Origin of the sequence: Mycetohabitans rhizoxinica HKI 454 (assembly GCF_000198775.1) — a bacterium.
In the GTDB taxonomy this organism is placed as follows: Bacteria; Pseudomonadota; Gammaproteobacteria; order Burkholderiales; family Burkholderiaceae; genus Mycetohabitans; species Mycetohabitans rhizoxinica.
The window spans coordinates 2,356,225-2,372,973 of sequence record NC_014722.1; the positions used below are offsets into that span (position 1 = coordinate 2,356,225).

Annotated in this window: 13 protein-coding genes and 1 pseudogene; 9 read left to right on the forward strand and 5 right to left on the reverse strand. The window is 62.9% G+C overall.

What is annotated here, in order from left to right:
* Positions 1-124: 124 nt before the first annotated feature.
* Both RBRH_RS10325 and RBRH_RS10330 read right to left on the reverse strand, forming a co-directional pair.
* Positions 125-1,402, reverse strand: a complete 1,278-nt coding sequence (locus tag RBRH_RS10325) for an Nramp family divalent metal transporter (RefSeq protein ID WP_041754470.1) — start codon at positions 1,400-1,402, stop codon at positions 125-127.
* 62 nt (positions 1,403-1,464) lie between these two features.
* Complete coding sequence (locus RBRH_RS10330) at positions 1,465-1,668, reverse strand: DUF6723 family protein (RefSeq protein WP_232509368.1); 204 nt, start codon at positions 1,666-1,668, stop codon at positions 1,465-1,467.
* A 541-nt stretch (positions 1,669-2,209) separates the two neighbouring features.
* Here RBRH_RS10330 and RBRH_RS10335 point away from each other — a divergent pair.
* Complete coding sequence (locus tag RBRH_RS10335) at positions 2,210-3,079, forward strand: manganese catalase family protein (protein ID WP_041754472.1); 870 nt, start codon at positions 2,210-2,212, stop codon at positions 3,077-3,079.
* A gap of 170 nt (positions 3,080-3,249) precedes the next feature.
* Positions 3,250-3,912 (forward strand): phosphoribosyltransferase, encoded by a 663-nt coding sequence (locus RBRH_RS10340; RefSeq protein WP_013436198.1) that lies wholly within the window; start codon positions 3,250-3,252, stop codon positions 3,910-3,912.
* A 281-nt stretch (positions 3,913-4,193) separates the two neighbouring features.
* Here RBRH_RS10340 and RBRH_RS16320 read toward each other — a convergent pair whose 3' ends face one another.
* The gene (locus tag RBRH_RS16320) at positions 4,194-5,612 is read right to left on the reverse strand and encodes an F-box protein (RefSeq protein ID WP_013436200.1); all 1,419 of its coding nucleotides are present in this window, start codon (positions 5,610-5,612) and stop codon (positions 4,194-4,196) included.
* Positions 5,613-5,989: 377 nt separating this feature from the next.
* On the opposite strand from RBRH_RS16320, the gene RBRH_RS10360 reads away from it, so the two are divergent.
* From RBRH_RS10360 to RBRH_RS10370, 3 genes are all read left to right on the forward strand, one after another.
* A complete protein-coding gene (locus tag RBRH_RS10360) occupies positions 5,990-6,745 on the forward strand; it encodes a c-type cytochrome (protein ID WP_041753823.1) in 756 nt (251 codons plus the stop codon).
* Positions 6,742-8,040: a c-type cytochrome gene (locus RBRH_RS10365; RefSeq protein ID WP_041753824.1), complete on the forward strand. Its 1,299-nt coding sequence runs from the start codon at positions 6,742-6,744 to the stop codon at positions 8,038-8,040. Before RBRH_RS10360 ends, RBRH_RS10365 begins: the two co-directional genes overlap by 4 nt.
* A 189-nt stretch (positions 8,041-8,229) precedes the next feature.
* Positions 8,230-9,879, forward strand: coding sequence for a DEAD/DEAH box helicase (locus RBRH_RS10370; protein ID WP_041753825.1), 1,650 nt, complete (start codon positions 8,230-8,232; stop codon positions 9,877-9,879).
* On the opposite strand, the gene RBRH_RS10375 is transcribed toward RBRH_RS10370, so the two are convergent.
* Together RBRH_RS10375 and RBRH_RS10380 are read right to left on the reverse strand one after the other, a co-directional pair.
* Entirely contained in the window at positions 9,876-10,373 is a 498-nt protein-coding gene (locus RBRH_RS10375) for a hypothetical protein (RefSeq protein WP_041753826.1), read from the reverse strand. The genes RBRH_RS10370 and RBRH_RS10375 overlap by 4 nt on opposite strands.
* 77 nt (positions 10,374-10,450) lie before the next feature.
* Positions 10,451-11,278 carry a ferritin-like domain-containing protein gene (locus RBRH_RS10380; protein ID WP_041754473.1) on the reverse strand — a complete coding sequence of 276 codons (828 nt, stop codon included), beginning with the start codon at positions 11,276-11,278 and terminating at the stop codon, positions 10,451-10,453.
* Between the two features lie 265 nt (positions 11,279-11,543).
* Between RBRH_RS10380 and RBRH_RS10385 the strand changes: the two genes are divergently transcribed.
* From RBRH_RS10385 to glpK, 4 genes and pseudogenes are all read left to right on the forward strand, one after another.
* Positions 11,544-12,323: a DeoR/GlpR family DNA-binding transcription regulator gene (locus tag RBRH_RS10385; RefSeq protein WP_041753827.1), complete on the forward strand. Its 780-nt coding sequence runs from the start codon at positions 11,544-11,546 to the stop codon at positions 12,321-12,323.
* Positions 12,324-12,577: 254 nt separating this feature from the next.
* Positions 12,578-13,048, forward strand: a pseudogene (locus RBRH_RS10390) (TonB-dependent receptor plug domain-containing protein); the annotation flags it as partial.
* A 515-nt stretch (positions 13,049-13,563) separates the two neighbouring features.
* The gene (gene glpD / locus RBRH_RS10400; RefSeq protein ID WP_041754475.1) at positions 13,564-15,123 is read left to right on the forward strand and encodes a glycerol-3-phosphate dehydrogenase; all 1,560 of its coding nucleotides are present in this window, start codon (positions 13,564-13,566) and stop codon (positions 15,121-15,123) included.
* A gap of 51 nt (positions 15,124-15,174) precedes the next feature.
* Positions 15,175-16,677 (forward strand): glycerol kinase GlpK, encoded by a 1,503-nt coding sequence (gene glpK, locus RBRH_RS10405; RefSeq protein WP_013436210.1) that lies wholly within the window; start codon positions 15,175-15,177, stop codon positions 16,675-16,677.
* Positions 16,678-16,749 lie beyond the last annotated feature (72 nt).

The window sequence follows — 16,749 nt, forward strand, 5'->3', positions numbered from 1 at the left end:
AACGGCACGGTTTCCGATGTCATGACGTCGCCGCTGTCGCTGGTCACGGCGACGAGACCAACTGAGCCTGCCGCACGTGCGGCGACAAGTCTTCACGTCGCATTGTTGAGACGCAATCGGATGGCTAGCGCAGTGTATCGACGATCAGCGCGACGTTCAGGCCAATCACCAATACTGTGGCCACCGTCGATAATCCGGCAAGCCACGGACCGAGCCGATAGCGACCCATCACGTCGCGATGACGACATAACCAGACCAGCGCGATCATCGGCACCGGCACCGTGAGACTCAATACCACCTGGCTGATGATCAGAGCGCGGGTCGCATCGACACCGGCGGCGACCACTAGGAACGCAGGCAGCATCGTCACCAAGCGACGTACGACGACGGGAATGCGAAAACCGACAAAGCCCTGCATGATCATCTGTCCCGCCATCGTGCCGACCACCGAGCTCGACAAGCCCGACGCAATTAACGACACGATGAACAACGCCGAGGCCGCGGTACCGAATAACGGCGTCAACGTCCGGTACGCCTGCTCAATCTCGGCGACGTGTGCATGGTCGGGGTGGAATGCGCCGGCGGCCATCACCACCATGGCCATGTTGACCAATCCCGCCACGCTCAGCGCGACGAGCACCTCGATCCGGCTGTAGCGCAGTAGCGTGCGACGATCCGCGTCGCTTCGCGCGACGACGCGCTCGCCGGTCAATCCTGAATGCAGGAAGAGTGCATGCGGCATGACTGTCGCGCCGACGATGCCGACCGCGATGGTCAAGGCCGCATGGTCCGGTATCGACGGATGGAGCGCACCGTGCCCGAGCGCGCGCCAATCAATCGGCACGATGAACAGCTGCGCGACGTAGGCCAATGCGATGATACCGACCAAGGCGCCGATCGCCAATTCCAGCGGCCGAAAACCGTGCCGCTGGAACATCAGCATCAGGTACGTGAGCACGCCAACGATCACCATGGCGGCAAGCAGCGGGATGTGAAACAGTAACGCCACGCCGATGGCCCCGCCGATGAACTCGGCCAGATCCGTGGCCATCGCTGCGAGTTCGCTGGCCACCCACATCGACAAGGTCACCGGCTTGCGCAGACGCGCCCGGCACAACTGAGCCAGACTGCATCCGGTCACGATCCCGAGCCGCGCTGACAAGCCTTGGAAGAGCATCGCAACGAGGCTGGCAAACAGCACCACCCATAGCAACTGATAGCCGTATCCGGCGCCGGCCTGGATATTGGTCGCGAAGTTGCCCGGGTCCGTGTAGGCGACCGACACCACCACGGCCGGTCCGGCCAACGGCAGCAGGATGCGCACGCCGCGTCGGCGGCCGTCCAGTACCTGTCTGACTTGTTGCGCAGTCTGCTCGCTGGAAATCGCCATGAATTTGCACATCCCCGTCGGATTGAACGCATCGGCGCCGGCCCGTGCGACGCCCTTGCGGCGACGCTGCGGCGTCACCGCTCTGGGTTGCGGCGGTCGTCGGCCACGACCTTGCGACCGTATTCGAGCGCCGCCGCACGCGCCTGCTCAATCGTGTCGAACGGGCCAATCTCGGGAGCGCCCGGAAATGGGAAGATCACGCGGCGATCGGCCTGTCGCACGACCTTCAGCATACCGATAAAACGGCCGTCCACGCCGGGCTTGGCGGTGACGAGCACCTTGAATCCTTCACTCCAGGGCGCTTCCGCGCCGGGCTGCTGCCTCCCGGCTTGGGGTGTGTTGTACTGCACGGTCCTCTCCTGTCGAGTCGGTTCCCTACGCCAACGCCGTGCAGTGTCCATGCATCGGCTGCCGCCGTGCCCTCGAAACAAGGCACCGGCTTCATCTACCAAGCGCCGCCGTTAGCCGTCAGCAGGGTTCGTTCCCGGCGGTGAACCACGTCAATTTGCAGGCTTGCGCGAGCACAGGTCAGCCGCGCCGACACACGCGATACATTTAGCCGCGATACATTTAGTACACGATATCCGCCGGTACGAGCAGCACCGCTAGTGCGCGAACGCGCCACCGACGACGCTGCACCGACATTCGCATACGCCTTCTACGGAACCCGCGGGCAACGTCGCTAAAGCAATATCCGCGCCATGGATCGGTTTCGCGTTGCGTTGGCAGGAACGCGTGTTGCGCAAGCAAATCGGCGGCCGACGCTACGCGTACGGCCTTGGCGAGCACCGCGACACCTTTCACGTCACAGGAGGCTTCATGTTCGTCCACAACAAACGATTGCAATACACCGTGCGGGTCAATGGCACGGACCCCGGCCTGGCCAACCTGTTGCTGGAGCAGTTCGGTGGCCCACAAGGCGAATTGGCCGCAGCAATGCGTTATTTCACGCAGGCCATCAGCGAGGAAGATCCCGGTCGCAAGGACATGCTGTTCGATATTGCGACGGAAGAACTCAGTCATCTGGAGATCATCGGGTCCATCGTCGCAATGCTCAACCGTGGAGCGAAGGGCGAGTTGGCCGAGGCGGTCGATGAGCAAGCCGAGCTTTATCGCAAACTCAATGGCGCCGGCAATGACAGCCACGTGACACAATTGCTGTACGGCGCCGGCACACCGCTGACAAATTCGGCCGGCGTACCATGGAGCGCTGCATACATCGATACGATCGGCGAGCCGACTGCCGACCTGCGCTCGAATATCGCCGCTGAGGCCAGGGCCAAGATCATCTATGAGCGGCTGATCAATGTCACCGACGACCCCGGCGTGCGAGACACGCTCGGCTTTTTGATGACCCGTGAGGTCTCTCACCAGAAATCCTTCGAAAAAGCGCTTTATTCGATTACGTCGAATTTCCCGCCGGGCAAGTTGCCGCCCGTGCCAGAATATGCGAGCAGTTATTTCAGGATGTCGACCGGCGTAGCACCCGTACGCGGCCCCTGGAATGAGGGCGGCGATCTGAATCTCGTCGAGAATCCGCCGGTACCGGTCGATGGCGGTGACGGCCAGGCGAGCGTGACACTGCAACCGGATGAGGATGCCGCGCTGAACGCGATGAAGCAGCGGCTCAGGTCGGACCCGGTCGCAGACCCGCCCACTGGCGCGGAGCTGGGAATGGGCAAACAGTGACAGTGATGCGCGACGTGCAGCGTGGTTGCCGCAACCGCGCAAACGCCGGGCTTGAGCACGCGCTCCGGTGACCAGCGTTAGCAACCTTATTCGCGGCATGTGCAACCCGTGCCGCGGGCACACGTCGTGCTGCGTGCTGACGACAATGCAAACCCCGGTTTTCCTACACGATGTCCACGCTTTTGCCTTTCCCAAACCGCCGCGCGGCGGGCAGCGCACTGGCCGGCGCGCTGACCCGCTACCGGGATTGCGCGCCGCTGGTCGTCGGCTTGCCGCGCGGCGGCGTACCGGTGGCATTCGAGGTCGCCCGCGCGCTGGGCGGCAGCCTTGACGTGCTGCTGGTACGCAAGCTCGGCGCGCCGCACCAGCCGGAACTCGCGCTAGGCTCGATCGTCGAGGGTGATCCACCACAAGTGGTCTGGAACGAGGACATCGTTGTGGCACTGCGCCCCGGCGATGACTATCTCATCGGCGAGCAGCATCGTCAGCAGCAGGAACTGGTGCGGCGCCGCGCACAGTACCGGCGCGGCGCCCCACCGGTGCCAGCCGCGCACCGCACGATCATTGTCGTCGATGACGGCGTGGCCACGGGAAGCACAATGAAGGTCGCGCTACTCGCGTTGCGCAATGCCGGCGCAGCCAAGCTTGTCGCCGCATCACCCGTGGCGCCGCGTGAAGTCTGGACGCACGTGGCGCAATGGGCGGACGATAACGCGTGTCTTGCTCAACTGGATGCATTCGGCGCGGTGGGGCAGTATTACGCGGATTTTGCGCAGACCAGCGATGACGAAGTCGTCGATCTACTCGCCCGCTCGCGCGGCGACGGCGGATAACGACGCGGCAGGCCTGCAGATCGATGCATTAAATCATGGACGCCTTCATCCAAGAGCAGAGCCTAGGCCTCCACTACCACCCGTGCAACGACTTGCTTGGCTCTATTGGTCGAGCACGCCGTGCTTCTTCGACGACGGCATGACCGCGATTGCGCAAGGACCGGGTTGGGCATCACAGGCGACGAGCGGAAAGTGCGCGAAATGGCGCACGTCGGTCACCGCTGGCTAATCCGGTTTGGCGACATGCGAGCGGCAGTCTCGCCAACGGGTAGCGCGCACGCTCAGCGGTCGGTACCGTGCCGCGCGATAAAGTCCAGCAACATGGTACGGTCCGTCTCGCCAAGCCGGTTACGTTCGCAAAATTGGAGAATTTCGTCGACCGCGTCCGCCCATTGCTGCCCGGAAAGCAGGGGGAGCAACTCCCGCTCGGCTAAGTCGTCGAGCACCGCGAACAGTTGCATGCCGTCACCATTGTCGAGCAGCCGTAGTGCCAATTGCCAACCGCGCTTGGATAGCGCTTCCCCTAGTCCGATGCTGCCTTCGAGCAAGCCCAGCGCGACCGCTTCCCGATGCTGGGCCGGTATGCGGTTCACCATGGATTCGAGCAACGCAAACTCGGCTGTATGATGTTGCGGCGGCAGCATCGCCAGCGCAGCCGGCAGGTGCCGCATCGCGTGACCGAGCTGAAGGTCTGGCAACGCCTGCGTCAAGCGCCGCAGATCGGCATAATGCGCGGACATTTGCGGCTCGGGCAGCAACCAGATGACATGGGCCAGCGCGCCAACCGGCATGCCTTGCAGCGATGGCGGCAGCCGCTGCACCCAGTCATACACGAGTCGATGGTATCCGGCCAGCGTGGCCTGTGAATGCACGCCGTTGTCGCAAAAACCGCGCAGCAGTAACGCCAGTTGCGTTAGTAAGCGGGCTTGCGCGGTCGCGTCCAACGATGGCAGCCTGTTCAAGAATACCGAGTATTCGCGCTCGAAATGCTGCGGATCCACGGGCAGACAGCCGAGCGACCATGCGAGCATGGCCCACAATCGGCCTCGGTCGACGTTACTGCGTTCGACGGCCGCGTAAACGAAGTCGTACAACGGCAGCCGGTGCTCCACCGCCAATCCCGGTAATGTCCCGATCACCCCTTCGAGTATCGGCAGCGCCACATGCGTCGGCAGCCGGTTCGCCATCTCGAAGATCCGCTTATATGCGTGCGGCTGATATTGCTGCGGCAACTCCGGTATGCGAGGCCACAGCGCCTGGAGTGGCGCGGCGCGCAGCACCGGTGCGCCGCCGATGTACTCGATTTCGTCCAGCAGTTGATGTGCACGGCTGGAATCGAGTTGCCGGACATTGTCGGCACGCTCGCAGCACAGCCAACTGCGTCGCGAGTCCCATAATGCATAATAGGTATGCCGCGCTACCGTGGACAGGCTTCCAATATCGTCAAATGGCGTATACGTCGCGATCTGGCGCAGGATCTCGGGCGGCAGATCGTCGAGCCTCGTCGCGCGGGCTGCAACGGCAGCGGCGCCGGTGGGCTGTCGCGCGGCACGGTGCGGCACCGACCATGCAGTGCGCGCATCAGGCGCCGACGCGCCCGGCGCGCTGCCGGGTGGCGCGGCGCCTGCGGCGGCAACCTGCTGTGGTTGCACGAAGGCAGCAATTACCGCGTGGTATGCGAGACCAGCATCAAACTCCATGAATTCACCCGTTCCTTCTTGATCTACGCACGGCCACCGGCAGCCGCCTTAGGGTCAAACGTATCGCCGACCCGAATCTTATCTGAAGTAGCCTCGCCGAACGCAACGACAAGCGGCTGCGCACAGGCCACGGTCCGATTCGGGACGGTCACCACCCCATGCGTAGAAAGTGTGGCAAATCGTCGMARWACTGGCCAGAGGACCGAATCGCGGCGCCCGTCGCGACGTCCAGCCAAATGGCCMATATGACCGTTCGGTGATAGAATGACCTGCTGCATTGCAGCACCTTCGCCGCCGCAAATCGGCGCCGCGATTCGGAAGGCGCGCCAAGCCTTCGCCAAAACCACCTGCGTTACCAAATGCGGTCCCCATTATCGATGGAGTTACGCGTGTCTTCTAGACGCCTCTTGCGCCCGCTGCTGGCTGCACTTCTGGCTGCCAGCGCAGGCATTGCCAGCGCTGCCAAAGGGCAAGCGAACCTGCCGCCTCTGAACTCGATGGAAGCCCGCGTCGCCGCGTGCGCCGCATGCCACGGCGACCGTGGTCAGGGCACCGACAACGACTACTTCCCGCGTCTTGCAGGCAAACCCGCTGAGTATCTCTATAACCAGCTGGTCAATTTCCGCGACGGGCACCGCAAGTACCCGCCGATGAACTACCTGGTCACGTACCTTTCCGACGATTACCTGCGCAAGATCGCCGAATACTACTCGAAACAACGGCCGCCGTACCCGGCGCCGGCGCAACCGCGCGTCTCGGCGTCGACGCTGGCGCGCGGCAAGCAGATCGTGCTAAACGGCGATCCGGCACGCAACGTGCCCGCGTGTGCAGCGTGCCACGGCAAGACGCTGACCGGCATGGAGCCGGCGATCCCGGGCCTAGTGGGCCTGCATGCTGACTACATCAGCGCACAGCTTGGCGCGTGGCGCTCCGGCGTGCGCCGCGCGAAGGCGCCGGACTGCATGCACACGGTCGCAACCCGGCTCAGCGACGACGACATCGCTGCGGTCGCCCACTGGCTCTCCATGCAACCCGCACCGGCCAACCCAGTGCCAGCGCCGGCCCGCTCGTCAAAGATGCCGCTGCAATGCGGCAGCGAGCCGCAGTCAGCGACAGGAGACACATCGAGATGAAACGCAAGACTCTTTTTGCGCTGTCGGCCGTTATCGCGGTAGCGGCCGCGGCACTGGTGCCGGTGCTGTGGTCCGGCAGTGACAATATCCACGGCGGCAGCGCGATGGCCGCGAGCCCGGCCGACCAGGCCGCACTGATCAAGCAAGGCGAATATCTGGCGCGCGCTGGTGATTGCATTGCATGCCACACGGTACGCGGCGGTAAGCCCTTCGCCGGCGGCTTGCCAATGGCCACGCCGTTCGGCACGATGTACACGCCGAACATCACACCGGACGAGCAGTACGGGATCGGCAAATGGAGTTCAGACGACTTCTACCGCGCAATGCACACCGGCCGCGGCAAGAACGGCGAGTTACTGTACCCAGGCTTCCCGTTCACCAGTTACACGAAAGTCACGCGCGCGGACTCGGATGCCATCTACGCGTATCTACGCTCGGTGGCGCCCGTTGCCCAGCCCAGCCGCGAGCATGAGTTGCGCTTTCCGTTCAACCAGCGCAACATGCTGATCGGCTGGCGCACGTTGTTCTTCCGCGAGGGCGAATACAAGCCGGATCCGACCAAGTCGGTCGAGTGGAACCGCGGTGCCTACCTAGTCGAGGGGCTGGGCCACTGCGGCATGTGCCACACGTCAATCAACGCGCTGGGTGGCTCGAATCAGTCAGCGGCGTTTGCTGGGGGCTTAATCCCGCTGCAGAACTGGTACGCGCCGTCGCTGACGTCGAACAAGGAAGCGGGCCTGGGCGACTGGGATTTGAAGGACATCTCGGACCTGCTCAAGGTCGGCGTGTCGCAGCGTGGCGCGGTGTTCGGCCCGATGGCTGAAGTCGTGCACAACAGCCTGCAGCACATGACCGACGACGATATCCGAGCGATCTCGACGTATTTAAAGACGATTCCGCAGAAGAAAGAAGCACCGGAGACGATACAACTGGAAACATCTGTCGCGTTCGGCAAGGAACTGTTCGAGCAAGGCAAGCAGATCTACAACGATCAATGCGCGCAGTGCCATGCGGAAAATGGTCTTGGCTATCCGCCGCACTTCCCGCCGCTTGCGAACAACCAGTCGGTGCAGATGCAGTCGGCAGTGAATCCGATCCGCATGGTGCTCAATGGTGGCTATCCGCCGAGCACGCACGCCAATCCTGAGCCGTACGGCATGCCGCCGTTCGCGCACTCGATGTCGGATCAGGAAGTCGCCGCAGTGGTCACGTATCTGCGCATGGCATGGGGCAACAAGGGCACGCCAGTGTCACCGCAGCAGGTCAACGAACTGCGTTCCGCGCCGCTCGACTGATCCCACGCGAATCTCCGATCTCAGGGCGCGGCCGGAACCACGGGCTGCGCCCTTTGTCTTTGTTATCACGCTGTTGTACTTACGCGGGGCATCGCGACAGTCGGCCTGCCCTCGCATCTTCAGACTTTCACTGCACTGGTTCGCGACTGATGCGCGTTTCGCGCCGAACTGGTGACGACACCATCCAACATGTCATTTAATTCTCTCGGCTTGTCCGAACCTCTGGTTCGCGCAGTCAACGAACTCGGCTACACGACGCCGACACCGATCCAGCGGCAAGCCATTCCGGCCGTGCTCGGCGGCGGCGACTTGCTGGCCGGCGCGCAAACCGGCACCGGCAAGACTGCCGGCTTCACGCTGCCGATCCTGGAAAGACTATCCCATTCGCGCGCGACATCGGGCAAAATACCGGTTCGCGCACTGATCCTGACGCCGACACGCGAATTGGCCGCGCAAGTCGAGCAAAGCGTGCGCGAATACGGCAAGTACCTCAAGCTGCGCTCGACGGTCATGTTCGGCGGCGTCGGCATTAACCCGCAAATCGACGCGCTGCGGCGCGGCGTCGATATCGTCGTGGCCACGCCTGGACGATTACTAGATCACCTTCAGCAGCGCACAATCGACTTGAGCAGCCTGCAGATCCTGGTGCTCGACGAGGCTGACCGGATGCTGGATATGGGCTTCATCCACGACATCAAGCGGGTGCTCAAGTATCTGCCTTCACAGCGCCAAAACCTGCTGTTTTCGGCGACGTTCTCCGACGAGATCAAGGCGCTCGCGGACAACCTGCTCGATTCACCAGCGCTAATCGAGGTGGCCCGTCGCAATACCACCGCCGAGACGGTCACCCAAACGATCTATCCGGTCGATCGCGACCGCAAGCGCGAGCTACTCACGCATTTGATCAAGGCGCACAACTGGTTTCAGGTGCTCGTGTTCACGCGCACCAAGCACGGCGCAAACCGGCTCGCCGAACAGTTGACGAAGGATGGCATCAGCGCCCTGGCTATCCACGGCAACAAAAGCCAGGCGGCCCGGACCCGGGCATTGTCAGAATTCAAGGACGGCACGCTGCAAGTGTTAGTCGCTACCGACATCGCAGCGCGCGGCATCGACATCGACCAATTGCCGCACGTGGTGAATTTCGACCTGCCGAATGTTCCGGAAGATTACGTGCACCGTATCGGCCGAACAGGCCGCGCGGGCGCGACGGGCGAGGCCATATCGCTGGTCTGCATCGACGAGCATCAATTGCTGACGGACATTGAACGCCTGATCAAGCGTACGCTGCCGCGCGAAGTCATTGCCGGCTTCGAACCGGATCCCAATGCGAAGCCGGAGCCAATCCAGCGGCGCAGCCAGCCGGCGCGCGGTGCGGGGCCACGCGAACCCCGTCGCGCCGGCATCAAGCCACAGGCTGGCCAAGCGGCGAAACCATCAGCGGCGCCAGCGGCCAAACCCCGCACAGGGACAGTGACTAAGCGAGGGTTAGCGACCAAGTCAGGGGCAGCCGCCAAGTCACAACCGGCGGCGCCAGCCAGGTCGCCGGCAGGAGCAGCCGCCAACGCGCGGCCCGCACAGGCGGGCAAATCCCCGGCGACACACGCTGCGAAACCGGGCGCCGCACCAGCAGGCAAGCGCTCTGGCGCGGCGCCCCAGACCGCGCCAGAGCGACATCGCGAAGCGACCCCTCCCGCGTCGCACGGTGGCCGTGACAAACGAATGGCGCAAGCACAGGATCGTGACGCACGGCAGCCGCGCGCATCCGAATCATCGCCACGGCGCAACGGCGGCCCGGGTGCGCTACTCGGCGGCGGCACCAAGGGCTCATCGCGCTAGTCGTGTGCGAGCATCGACCGGATTTGCGCGTCCCAACGCGCAAGCACGGCAGCGCGCGCGGGCTCAAGCAGCTCGAACGTGACGCCGGTCACGAGTTGCGCATAGTCGACGCGCTGCCATTGTGCCGCCTCCAGCACGGCGTCGAACACGGTCAGCGTCGTCGCGTCCTGCCGGCGCGGCGTGCTCACACCCAGGCGCACCTGATACCACGCGTGCTCGAAAACGAACTCGAGCAGTGCGTTGCCGCCGGCGGTAAGCGCCCGCGCGGTACGGGACTGCGGCCACAGCGCGAACCGCACACCGTGGGAATCAGGCACGACGATTTCGCCCACGCTGAGCAGCGACGTGCAAGGCCAGCGGAGCGGATCGACGGCGATCAATGAGGCCGCAAACGACGCCTTGTCATGCAAATGCGTGCCATCAAACCAGGCGCGCAGCACATCGGGCCACTCATCGAATGTGCCCCGTATCAGCGCGGTCTGCCGATCCGTCATCGTCTTCTCCAAGTCATGAACGACGGCCCGCGCGCAGCGGGCCGCCCGTGATCGTCAACTAAGCGCCGCCGTACTAGCTAGCGAAAGAACACGTGCTGCGTGATCTTGGCCAGCGGATAATGCACGCCGGGTTGGATCTTCGCAGGCAGGTCGAGCGGCTTGAGCAGCATCTTCACGCACATGTCGGCCGACATGTGCCTGCGTACCAGTGTGTTCACGCGCGCCACCTTTTCCCGCATGTAGGCGCTGTTGCGAACCTGCGCAGGATATCTGACCGCAAACACATGTCGCAACGCGATCTCTGAATCTTCGTTCTTGATTTCCATCACGCGGCGCATCAGCGCGCCGAGCACCGCAAGGCGGCCATTACCCTCGATCTGGTTGTACTTCTTGAAAAACCTGAAAAAGTACTTGTAATGCCGCACCTCGTCACTACGAATGTTGTCAGTGATCTGCTTGAGCACCGGCTCGTCTGAGCACTCGTTGATCGCACGATACAACGTGGCCGTACCGGTCTCCACCACACAGCGTGCGACCATTTCCAGCGCCCGGGTCTTTTCGAACTCTTCCAGCGAGCACGTTTTCGAATACTCATCAAAAAAATGTTCAAATGCCAGATCCCAATCGAACTCTGGCCAAACATAATTGATATAGGCCTTCAGCGCGCGGCCGTGCTGCAACTCCTCGTGTTCCCAATGCTGGTTCAGCCAACCGGACACTTCTGGGTCGCCATCGAAGAACGCGCTGAGGTTACTGGTATACAAATCCGAGCCGCTTTCAATAAACGACGCCGCGCATAACAGCAGCAGCAAATCCTCGTTCACAGCGGCGCGCGAACGATCGATCCGCGACAAATCGATATCCTCGATACGCCACGGCAACACAGTTTGAGTGTCGGTTTGCATTTTTTCCTCCGAAGCCTGCGCCCCGGCATGCCTGCGCCCCTGCTCGCAGTCCTTGATCCGGGTATCGGTTCGCGACTTCTGCATGACCTACGTAGTATCGGTTGCAGTTTAACGTGCCGCGCCCGACTCTGCTGACCTGGAACAGACCGGGCATTCGCCCAGGCAGTTCCGATAGCCCGTGTCAAAAAGAACAATCGCTATATATCGTGTGCGGGCCTTTACAATACGCGGAACCGGACCGCTTCGCGACCATGCTGACAAGAACATGACCCCAGACCTGCGCATCACGTTGAATGCACGCCAGCAGGAATTGCTCGATTGCGTTCAGCACGAAGGCTTCGTCACTGTCGAGAACCTTGCTGCACGCTTTCACGTCACGCCGCAGACGATCCGGCGCGACGTGAACTGGCTCGCCGAAATGAATTTGCTGCGCCGCCACCATGGCGGAGTCACGTTGCCCACCAGTTCGGAAAACGTGTCGTACACCGCGCGCCAACGCATGTTCCACGAGGAGAAGCGGCGCATCGCCGCACTCGCCGCCAGCCATATTCCAGACCAGGCGTCACTGTTCATCAATCTGGGCACAACGACCGAGGAAGTGGCGCGTGCGCTAAATCGCCATCGCGGCCTGCGCGTGATCACCAACAACTTGAACGTCGCGGCGGTCATGAGCGGCTATGCCGAATGCGAGGTGCTCGTCACCGGTGGCATCGTCCGTCCGTGGGACCAGGGCGTGGTCGGCGAGATGGCGATCGATTTCATCCGCCAATTCAAGGTTGACTATGCGTTAATCGGCATCTCGAGCATCGAACTGGACGGCACGCTGCGCGACTTCGATACACGCGAGGTTAGGGTGGCAGAGGCCATTATCGAGCACGCACGCAGCGTGTTCCTGGTGGCGGACCATTCGAAGTTCGGGCGCCCCGCGCTGGTGCGCCTTGGCCATTTGAGCCAGGTCGACGCGCTGTTCACCGACGCGCCGACACCCAGTGAGATGGCAGAGGTCATTCTGGCGGCGAGCACCGACGTTCACGTCGCCGGTTAAACACGGCAACGCGCGCCACAAGCATTTCACGATTGCATGAGCGCCGTCGCCCGGTTTGCTTGTCAATCACTTTCGATGGTGCGCCGCAAGTTGCAACGCTGCAATGCTCGACTAGAATGCAAATTCCCGGGGTTCATGGTGCGCGTGGCCGCCACGCATACCGCGAGCGCCAGGAAGCCTGCCCACCCGGGCCTGTCAGCCGATTCGGCGCCCGTTGCCGAAGGGTTCGCCATGATCGCTGAGCCGGTTCTCTGGAGAACAACGATGCCTATAGTGCGTAGGCCAGCTATTTGTCCGCGCGCGGCCTGCAGATCGATTGGCAAAACGGCTATCGGATCGATGGGATGCCGTTCATCAGCTACGGCATTACACTGCCCTACGAGCAACTGGAGCGCATCGAACTGCAAAAGGGGCTAGCTGGCTTCATGCAGGGCTTCGCCGCCCCCGGCGGGATCGTCAACCACGTCACCAAGAAGCCTACTGACACGCCCGTGCGCAGCGTGGACATCGGCTACGGCTCGGATAACATATGGCGCGAGCATGCCGACTTTGGCAGCCGTTTCGGGCTCGACGAGCGCTTCAGCTACCGCTTCAATGCGACACACGAGGAAGGCAAGACTTATACGGGCGGATCGGTGAACCGCGATACCGTGTCTACGGCACTGGATGCACGGCTAACCCGCGAGATCACATGGAGCTTTGCTGCGCTGTACCAGAAGCGCCGCGCGCGCATGCTTCAGCACGGCACCCGCCTCGCCGCCAGCGCTGCCACGGGCGCGCCCGAGCGTCGAGGACCGTAAACACAGCCACTGGGGCATCATTTCGGTGACGCCCAACTCGCCACGCCAGCGGCTCACATCACCCAGTGGCTGAACACCACCCCAGCGTCGGACACCATCCGGCGGCTGGGCACCATTCCAACGTCGAACATCACCCGGCGGTCAGGCACCCTCCCAGCATCAAACATCACCCGGCGACTGGGCACCCTCCCAGCGTCGAACATCACTCGGCGGCCAAGCACCCTCCCAGCATCAAACATCACGCGGCGGCTAGGCATGTGTGCCGAACATCTCTTCCGTTGCCCGGGCGCCCATCGTTCTGTCACCTATTTTAATTTCTTGATACTTTTAAGTTTATTCGCTAAATTTTCGTTTACGAACATTTAATGTTGTTAAACGCGCATAGGCAAGGACACAGCGCGCGGACCGCGCAGCGGTGCCGTGACATTCGGAGGGATAAGGTGGACAAAACGGATCACTACGATCTACTGGTCGTCGGCGGCGGCATCAATGGCGCGGGCATTGCGCGAGACGCGACAGGGCGTGGACTAAAGGTGCTGCTATGCGAGCAAGACGACCTTGCGGCGCACACGTCCTCGGCCAGCACGAAGCTGATCCATGGCGGGCTGCGCTATCTCGAATACTACGAGTTCGGACTGGTCAGGAAAGCGCTACAAGAGCGCGAAGTTCTGCTACGCGCCGCGCCGCACATCATTCGCCCGTTGCGTTTCGTGATGCCGCACATGCCGCACCTGCGCCCGGCATGGCTAATCCGCGCCGGGCTGTTCTTGTACGACCACCTCGCCCGGCGCGAGATGCTACCCGGCTCAGAAGGCATCGACTTGCGCACCCATCCGTGCGGCACGCCGCTGGTGGACTCGATCACGCGCGGCTTCGTCTATTCGGACGGCTGGGTCGACGATGCGCGCCTGGTCGTGCTCAACGCGCTCGACGCGCAGCTTCGCGGCGCGACAATCTTAACGCGCACGCGGCTGGTGAGCGCACAGCGCAGCGGCTCGTCGTGGGACGCGCAACTGCGTTCACGCGACGGACGGCTGCAACAGGTTCGCGCGCGCGCCATCGCCAATGCCGCGGGTCCGTGGGTCGGCGAGTTGCTGACCGACACGTTGAAGCTGAGCGCGCAGCATCGTGTCCGACTCGTCAAGGGCAGTCACATCGTTACACGCAAGCTGTTCGATCATGATTTCGCGTATATCTTCCAGAACCCCGACAAGCGCATCATCTTCGCGATTCCCTATCAGAAAGACTTTACGCTGATCGGCACGACCGACGTCGAATACCATGACGACGCCTCGCGCGTGCAGATCGACGAGAGCGAAGTCGCGTACCTGTGCGAATCGGTGAACCGCTATTTCAAGCGCTCGATCGCGCGTACCGACGTGGTATGGACGTACGCGGGGGTTCGCCCGCTACTGGAGAACGACGAAAGCGCCGCTGCGTCGGCAGTCACGCGCGACTACCGCTTGGACCTGGACATGCCCCCGGGGCAGGCGCCGATCCTATCGGTGTTCGGTGGCAAGATCACGACGTTCCGCAAGCTCGCCGAAGAAGCGCTGGACCGCCTCAGCGGGCCGCTGGCGATCACGCAACCGGCCTGGACTCACGATGCGCCCCTGCCCGGCGGCGATATCGCCGGCTCGAACTTTGCGGCGTTCGCCGAGCAATTCGCGGCGCGTCATCGGTGGCTGCCCGACTCGCTTGCACTGCGCTACGCGCACGCGTATGGCACGCGCGTCGAGCGGTTGCTGCGCGGCGCGAAAGGGCTGTTCGACCTAGGCGCGGAAATTGCACCCGGGTTGTATGAAGCCGAATTGCGCTACTTGCATGACGAGGAATGGGCGTGCAGCGCGGACGACGTGCTGTGGCGCCGCTCCAAGGTGGGCCTACGACTGGACGCCCAGGCAGTAGGCAACGTGCGGGCTTGGTTCGAGCGATTCGGCGGCGATGCGCATGCCGCTGCCGAACCCAATGCGCGCCTCGCCCGCGCGGTTCACGTGTAACCTGGCCAGCGGCCTGGCGCCGCGGGCAATAGAAAGCTCGAGGAGACGCCAATGACCGACCGCTACCTTCTTGCACTCGACCAGGGCACCACCAGTTCGCGCGCGATTGTGTTCGATCACAGCGGACATGTCGTGTCCGTGTCGCAGAAGGAATTCCGCCAGATCTATCCGCAGCCCAGCTGGGTCGAGCACGATCCGCGCGAAATGTGGTCGACCCAGGCCGGCGTCGCCGCCGAAGCCGTGGTCGGAGCTGGGCTCAGTGCCGCGTCGATCGCCGCGATCGGCATCACAAATCAACGCGAAACCACGATCGTCTGGGACCGCGATACTGGCGAGCCGGTCTACAATGCGATCGTGTGGCAGGATCGCCGCACCGCCGGCTTGTGCAACGAGCTGAAGGCGCGCGGCCTGGAAACGACGGTGCGCGAAAAGACCGGCCTGCCGATCGATGCTTATTTTTCCGCCACCAAGATCCGCTGGATCCTGGACCATGTCGATGGCGCACGCGCCAAGGCGGCGCAGGGCAAGCTCGCCTTCGGCACCGTCGACAGTTGGCTGATGTGGAACCTGAGCGCACGCCAGTTGCACGTGACAGACGCAACCAACGCGTCACGCACGATGCTGTTCAATATCCATACGCTGCAGTGGGACGATGCGCTGCTAGCGCTGTTCGACATCCCGCGCTCGATGCTGCCCGAGGTGTACCAGTCCTCGCAAATCTACGCCGACACACAGACAAGCCTGTTTAACGCAATCATTCCGCTCGCCGGTGTGGCCGGCGATCAGCACGCCGCGCTGTTCGGCCAGATGTGCACGGGTGCCGGCATGGTCAAGAACACCTACGGCACCGGCTGCTTCCTAGTGATGAACACGGGCGAGCAGCCAATCGAATCGCGCAACAACCTTGTGACCACGATCGCATGGCAGATCGGCAACCAGGTAACGTACGCGCTGGAAGGGAGTATTTTCATCGCCGGGGCACTCGTACAATGGCTGCGCGATGAACTGGGCATCATCCGGCACGCACGGGACATCGAAGCGCTGGCGCGCTCGGTCGAGCATACGGACGGCGTGACCATCGTGCCCGCTTTCGCCGGGCTGGGTGCACCGCACTGGAACGCCAACGCGCGGGGCACCGTGTTCGGCATCACGCGCGGCACGCAGGCCGGCCATCTTGCCCGGGCGGCCCTTGAAGCGATCGCGTACCAGTCGATCGACGTGGTCCGCGCGATGGAAGCAGACGCTGGACTGCGCATCGGCGAGCTTCGCGTGGACGGGGGCGCGGTGGAAAACAACCTGCTAATGCAGATCCAAGCCGACCTGCTCGGCGTGGACGTGGTCCGGCCTCAAATCCAGGAAACAACCGCGTTGGGTGCCGCCTATCTGGCCGGACTCGCGGTCGGTTACTGGAACGATATTGCTGAGCTACAGCAGCAATGGCAAATGGACCGGCGTTTCGTGCGCCACGCACGCGCCGAGGACGTCGAACGGGGGCTGGCAGCGTGGCATCGCGCGATTCGTGCCGCGAAGGCGTGGGCCGATGCAGCGTCATGAACCGCACTGTGTTGGCAAATCCCGCTGTCCTTGCATGTCGAGCAAACGCATGGCTGCCGCCTCGCGCGCGGC

Bases quoted from the DNA above. Each gene is read 5' to 3' on its own strand.
- RBRH_RS16320 (WP_013436200.1), bottom strand. From the start codon at position 5,612: ATGGAGTTTGATGCTGGTCTCGCATACCACGCGGTAATTGCTGCCTTC.
- RBRH_RS10335 (WP_041754472.1), top strand. From the start codon at position 2,210: ATGTTCGTCCACAACAAACGATTGCAATACACCGTGCGGGTCAATGGC.
- RBRH_RS10340 (WP_013436198.1), top strand. From the start codon at position 3,250: ATGTCCACGCTTTTGCCTTTCCCAAACCGCCGCGCGGCGGGCAGCGCA.
- RBRH_RS10360 (WP_041753823.1), top strand. From the start codon at position 5,990: ATGGAGTTACGCGTGTCTTCTAGACGCCTCTTGCGCCCGCTGCTGGCT.
- RBRH_RS10385 (WP_041753827.1), top strand. From the start codon at position 11,544: ATGACCCCAGACCTGCGCATCACGTTGAATGCACGCCAGCAGGAATTG.
- RBRH_RS10380 (WP_041754473.1), bottom strand. From the start codon at position 11,278: ATGCAAACCGACACTCAAACTGTGTTGCCGTGGCGTATCGAGGATATC.
- RBRH_RS10365 (WP_041753824.1), top strand. From the start codon at position 6,742: ATGAAACGCAAGACTCTTTTTGCGCTGTCGGCCGTTATCGCGGTAGCG.
- glpK (WP_013436210.1), top strand. From the start codon at position 15,175: ATGACCGACCGCTACCTTCTTGCACTCGACCAGGGCACCACCAGTTCG.
- RBRH_RS10375 (WP_041753826.1), bottom strand. From the start codon at position 10,373: ATGACGGATCGGCAGACCGCGCTGATACGGGGCACATTCGATGAGTGG.
- RBRH_RS10370 (WP_041753825.1), top strand. From the start codon at position 8,230: ATGTCATTTAATTCTCTCGGCTTGTCCGAACCTCTGGTTCGCGCAGTC.
- RBRH_RS10325 (WP_041754470.1), bottom strand. From the start codon at position 1,402: ATGTGCAAATTCATGGCGATTTCCAGCGAGCAGACTGCGCAACAAGTC.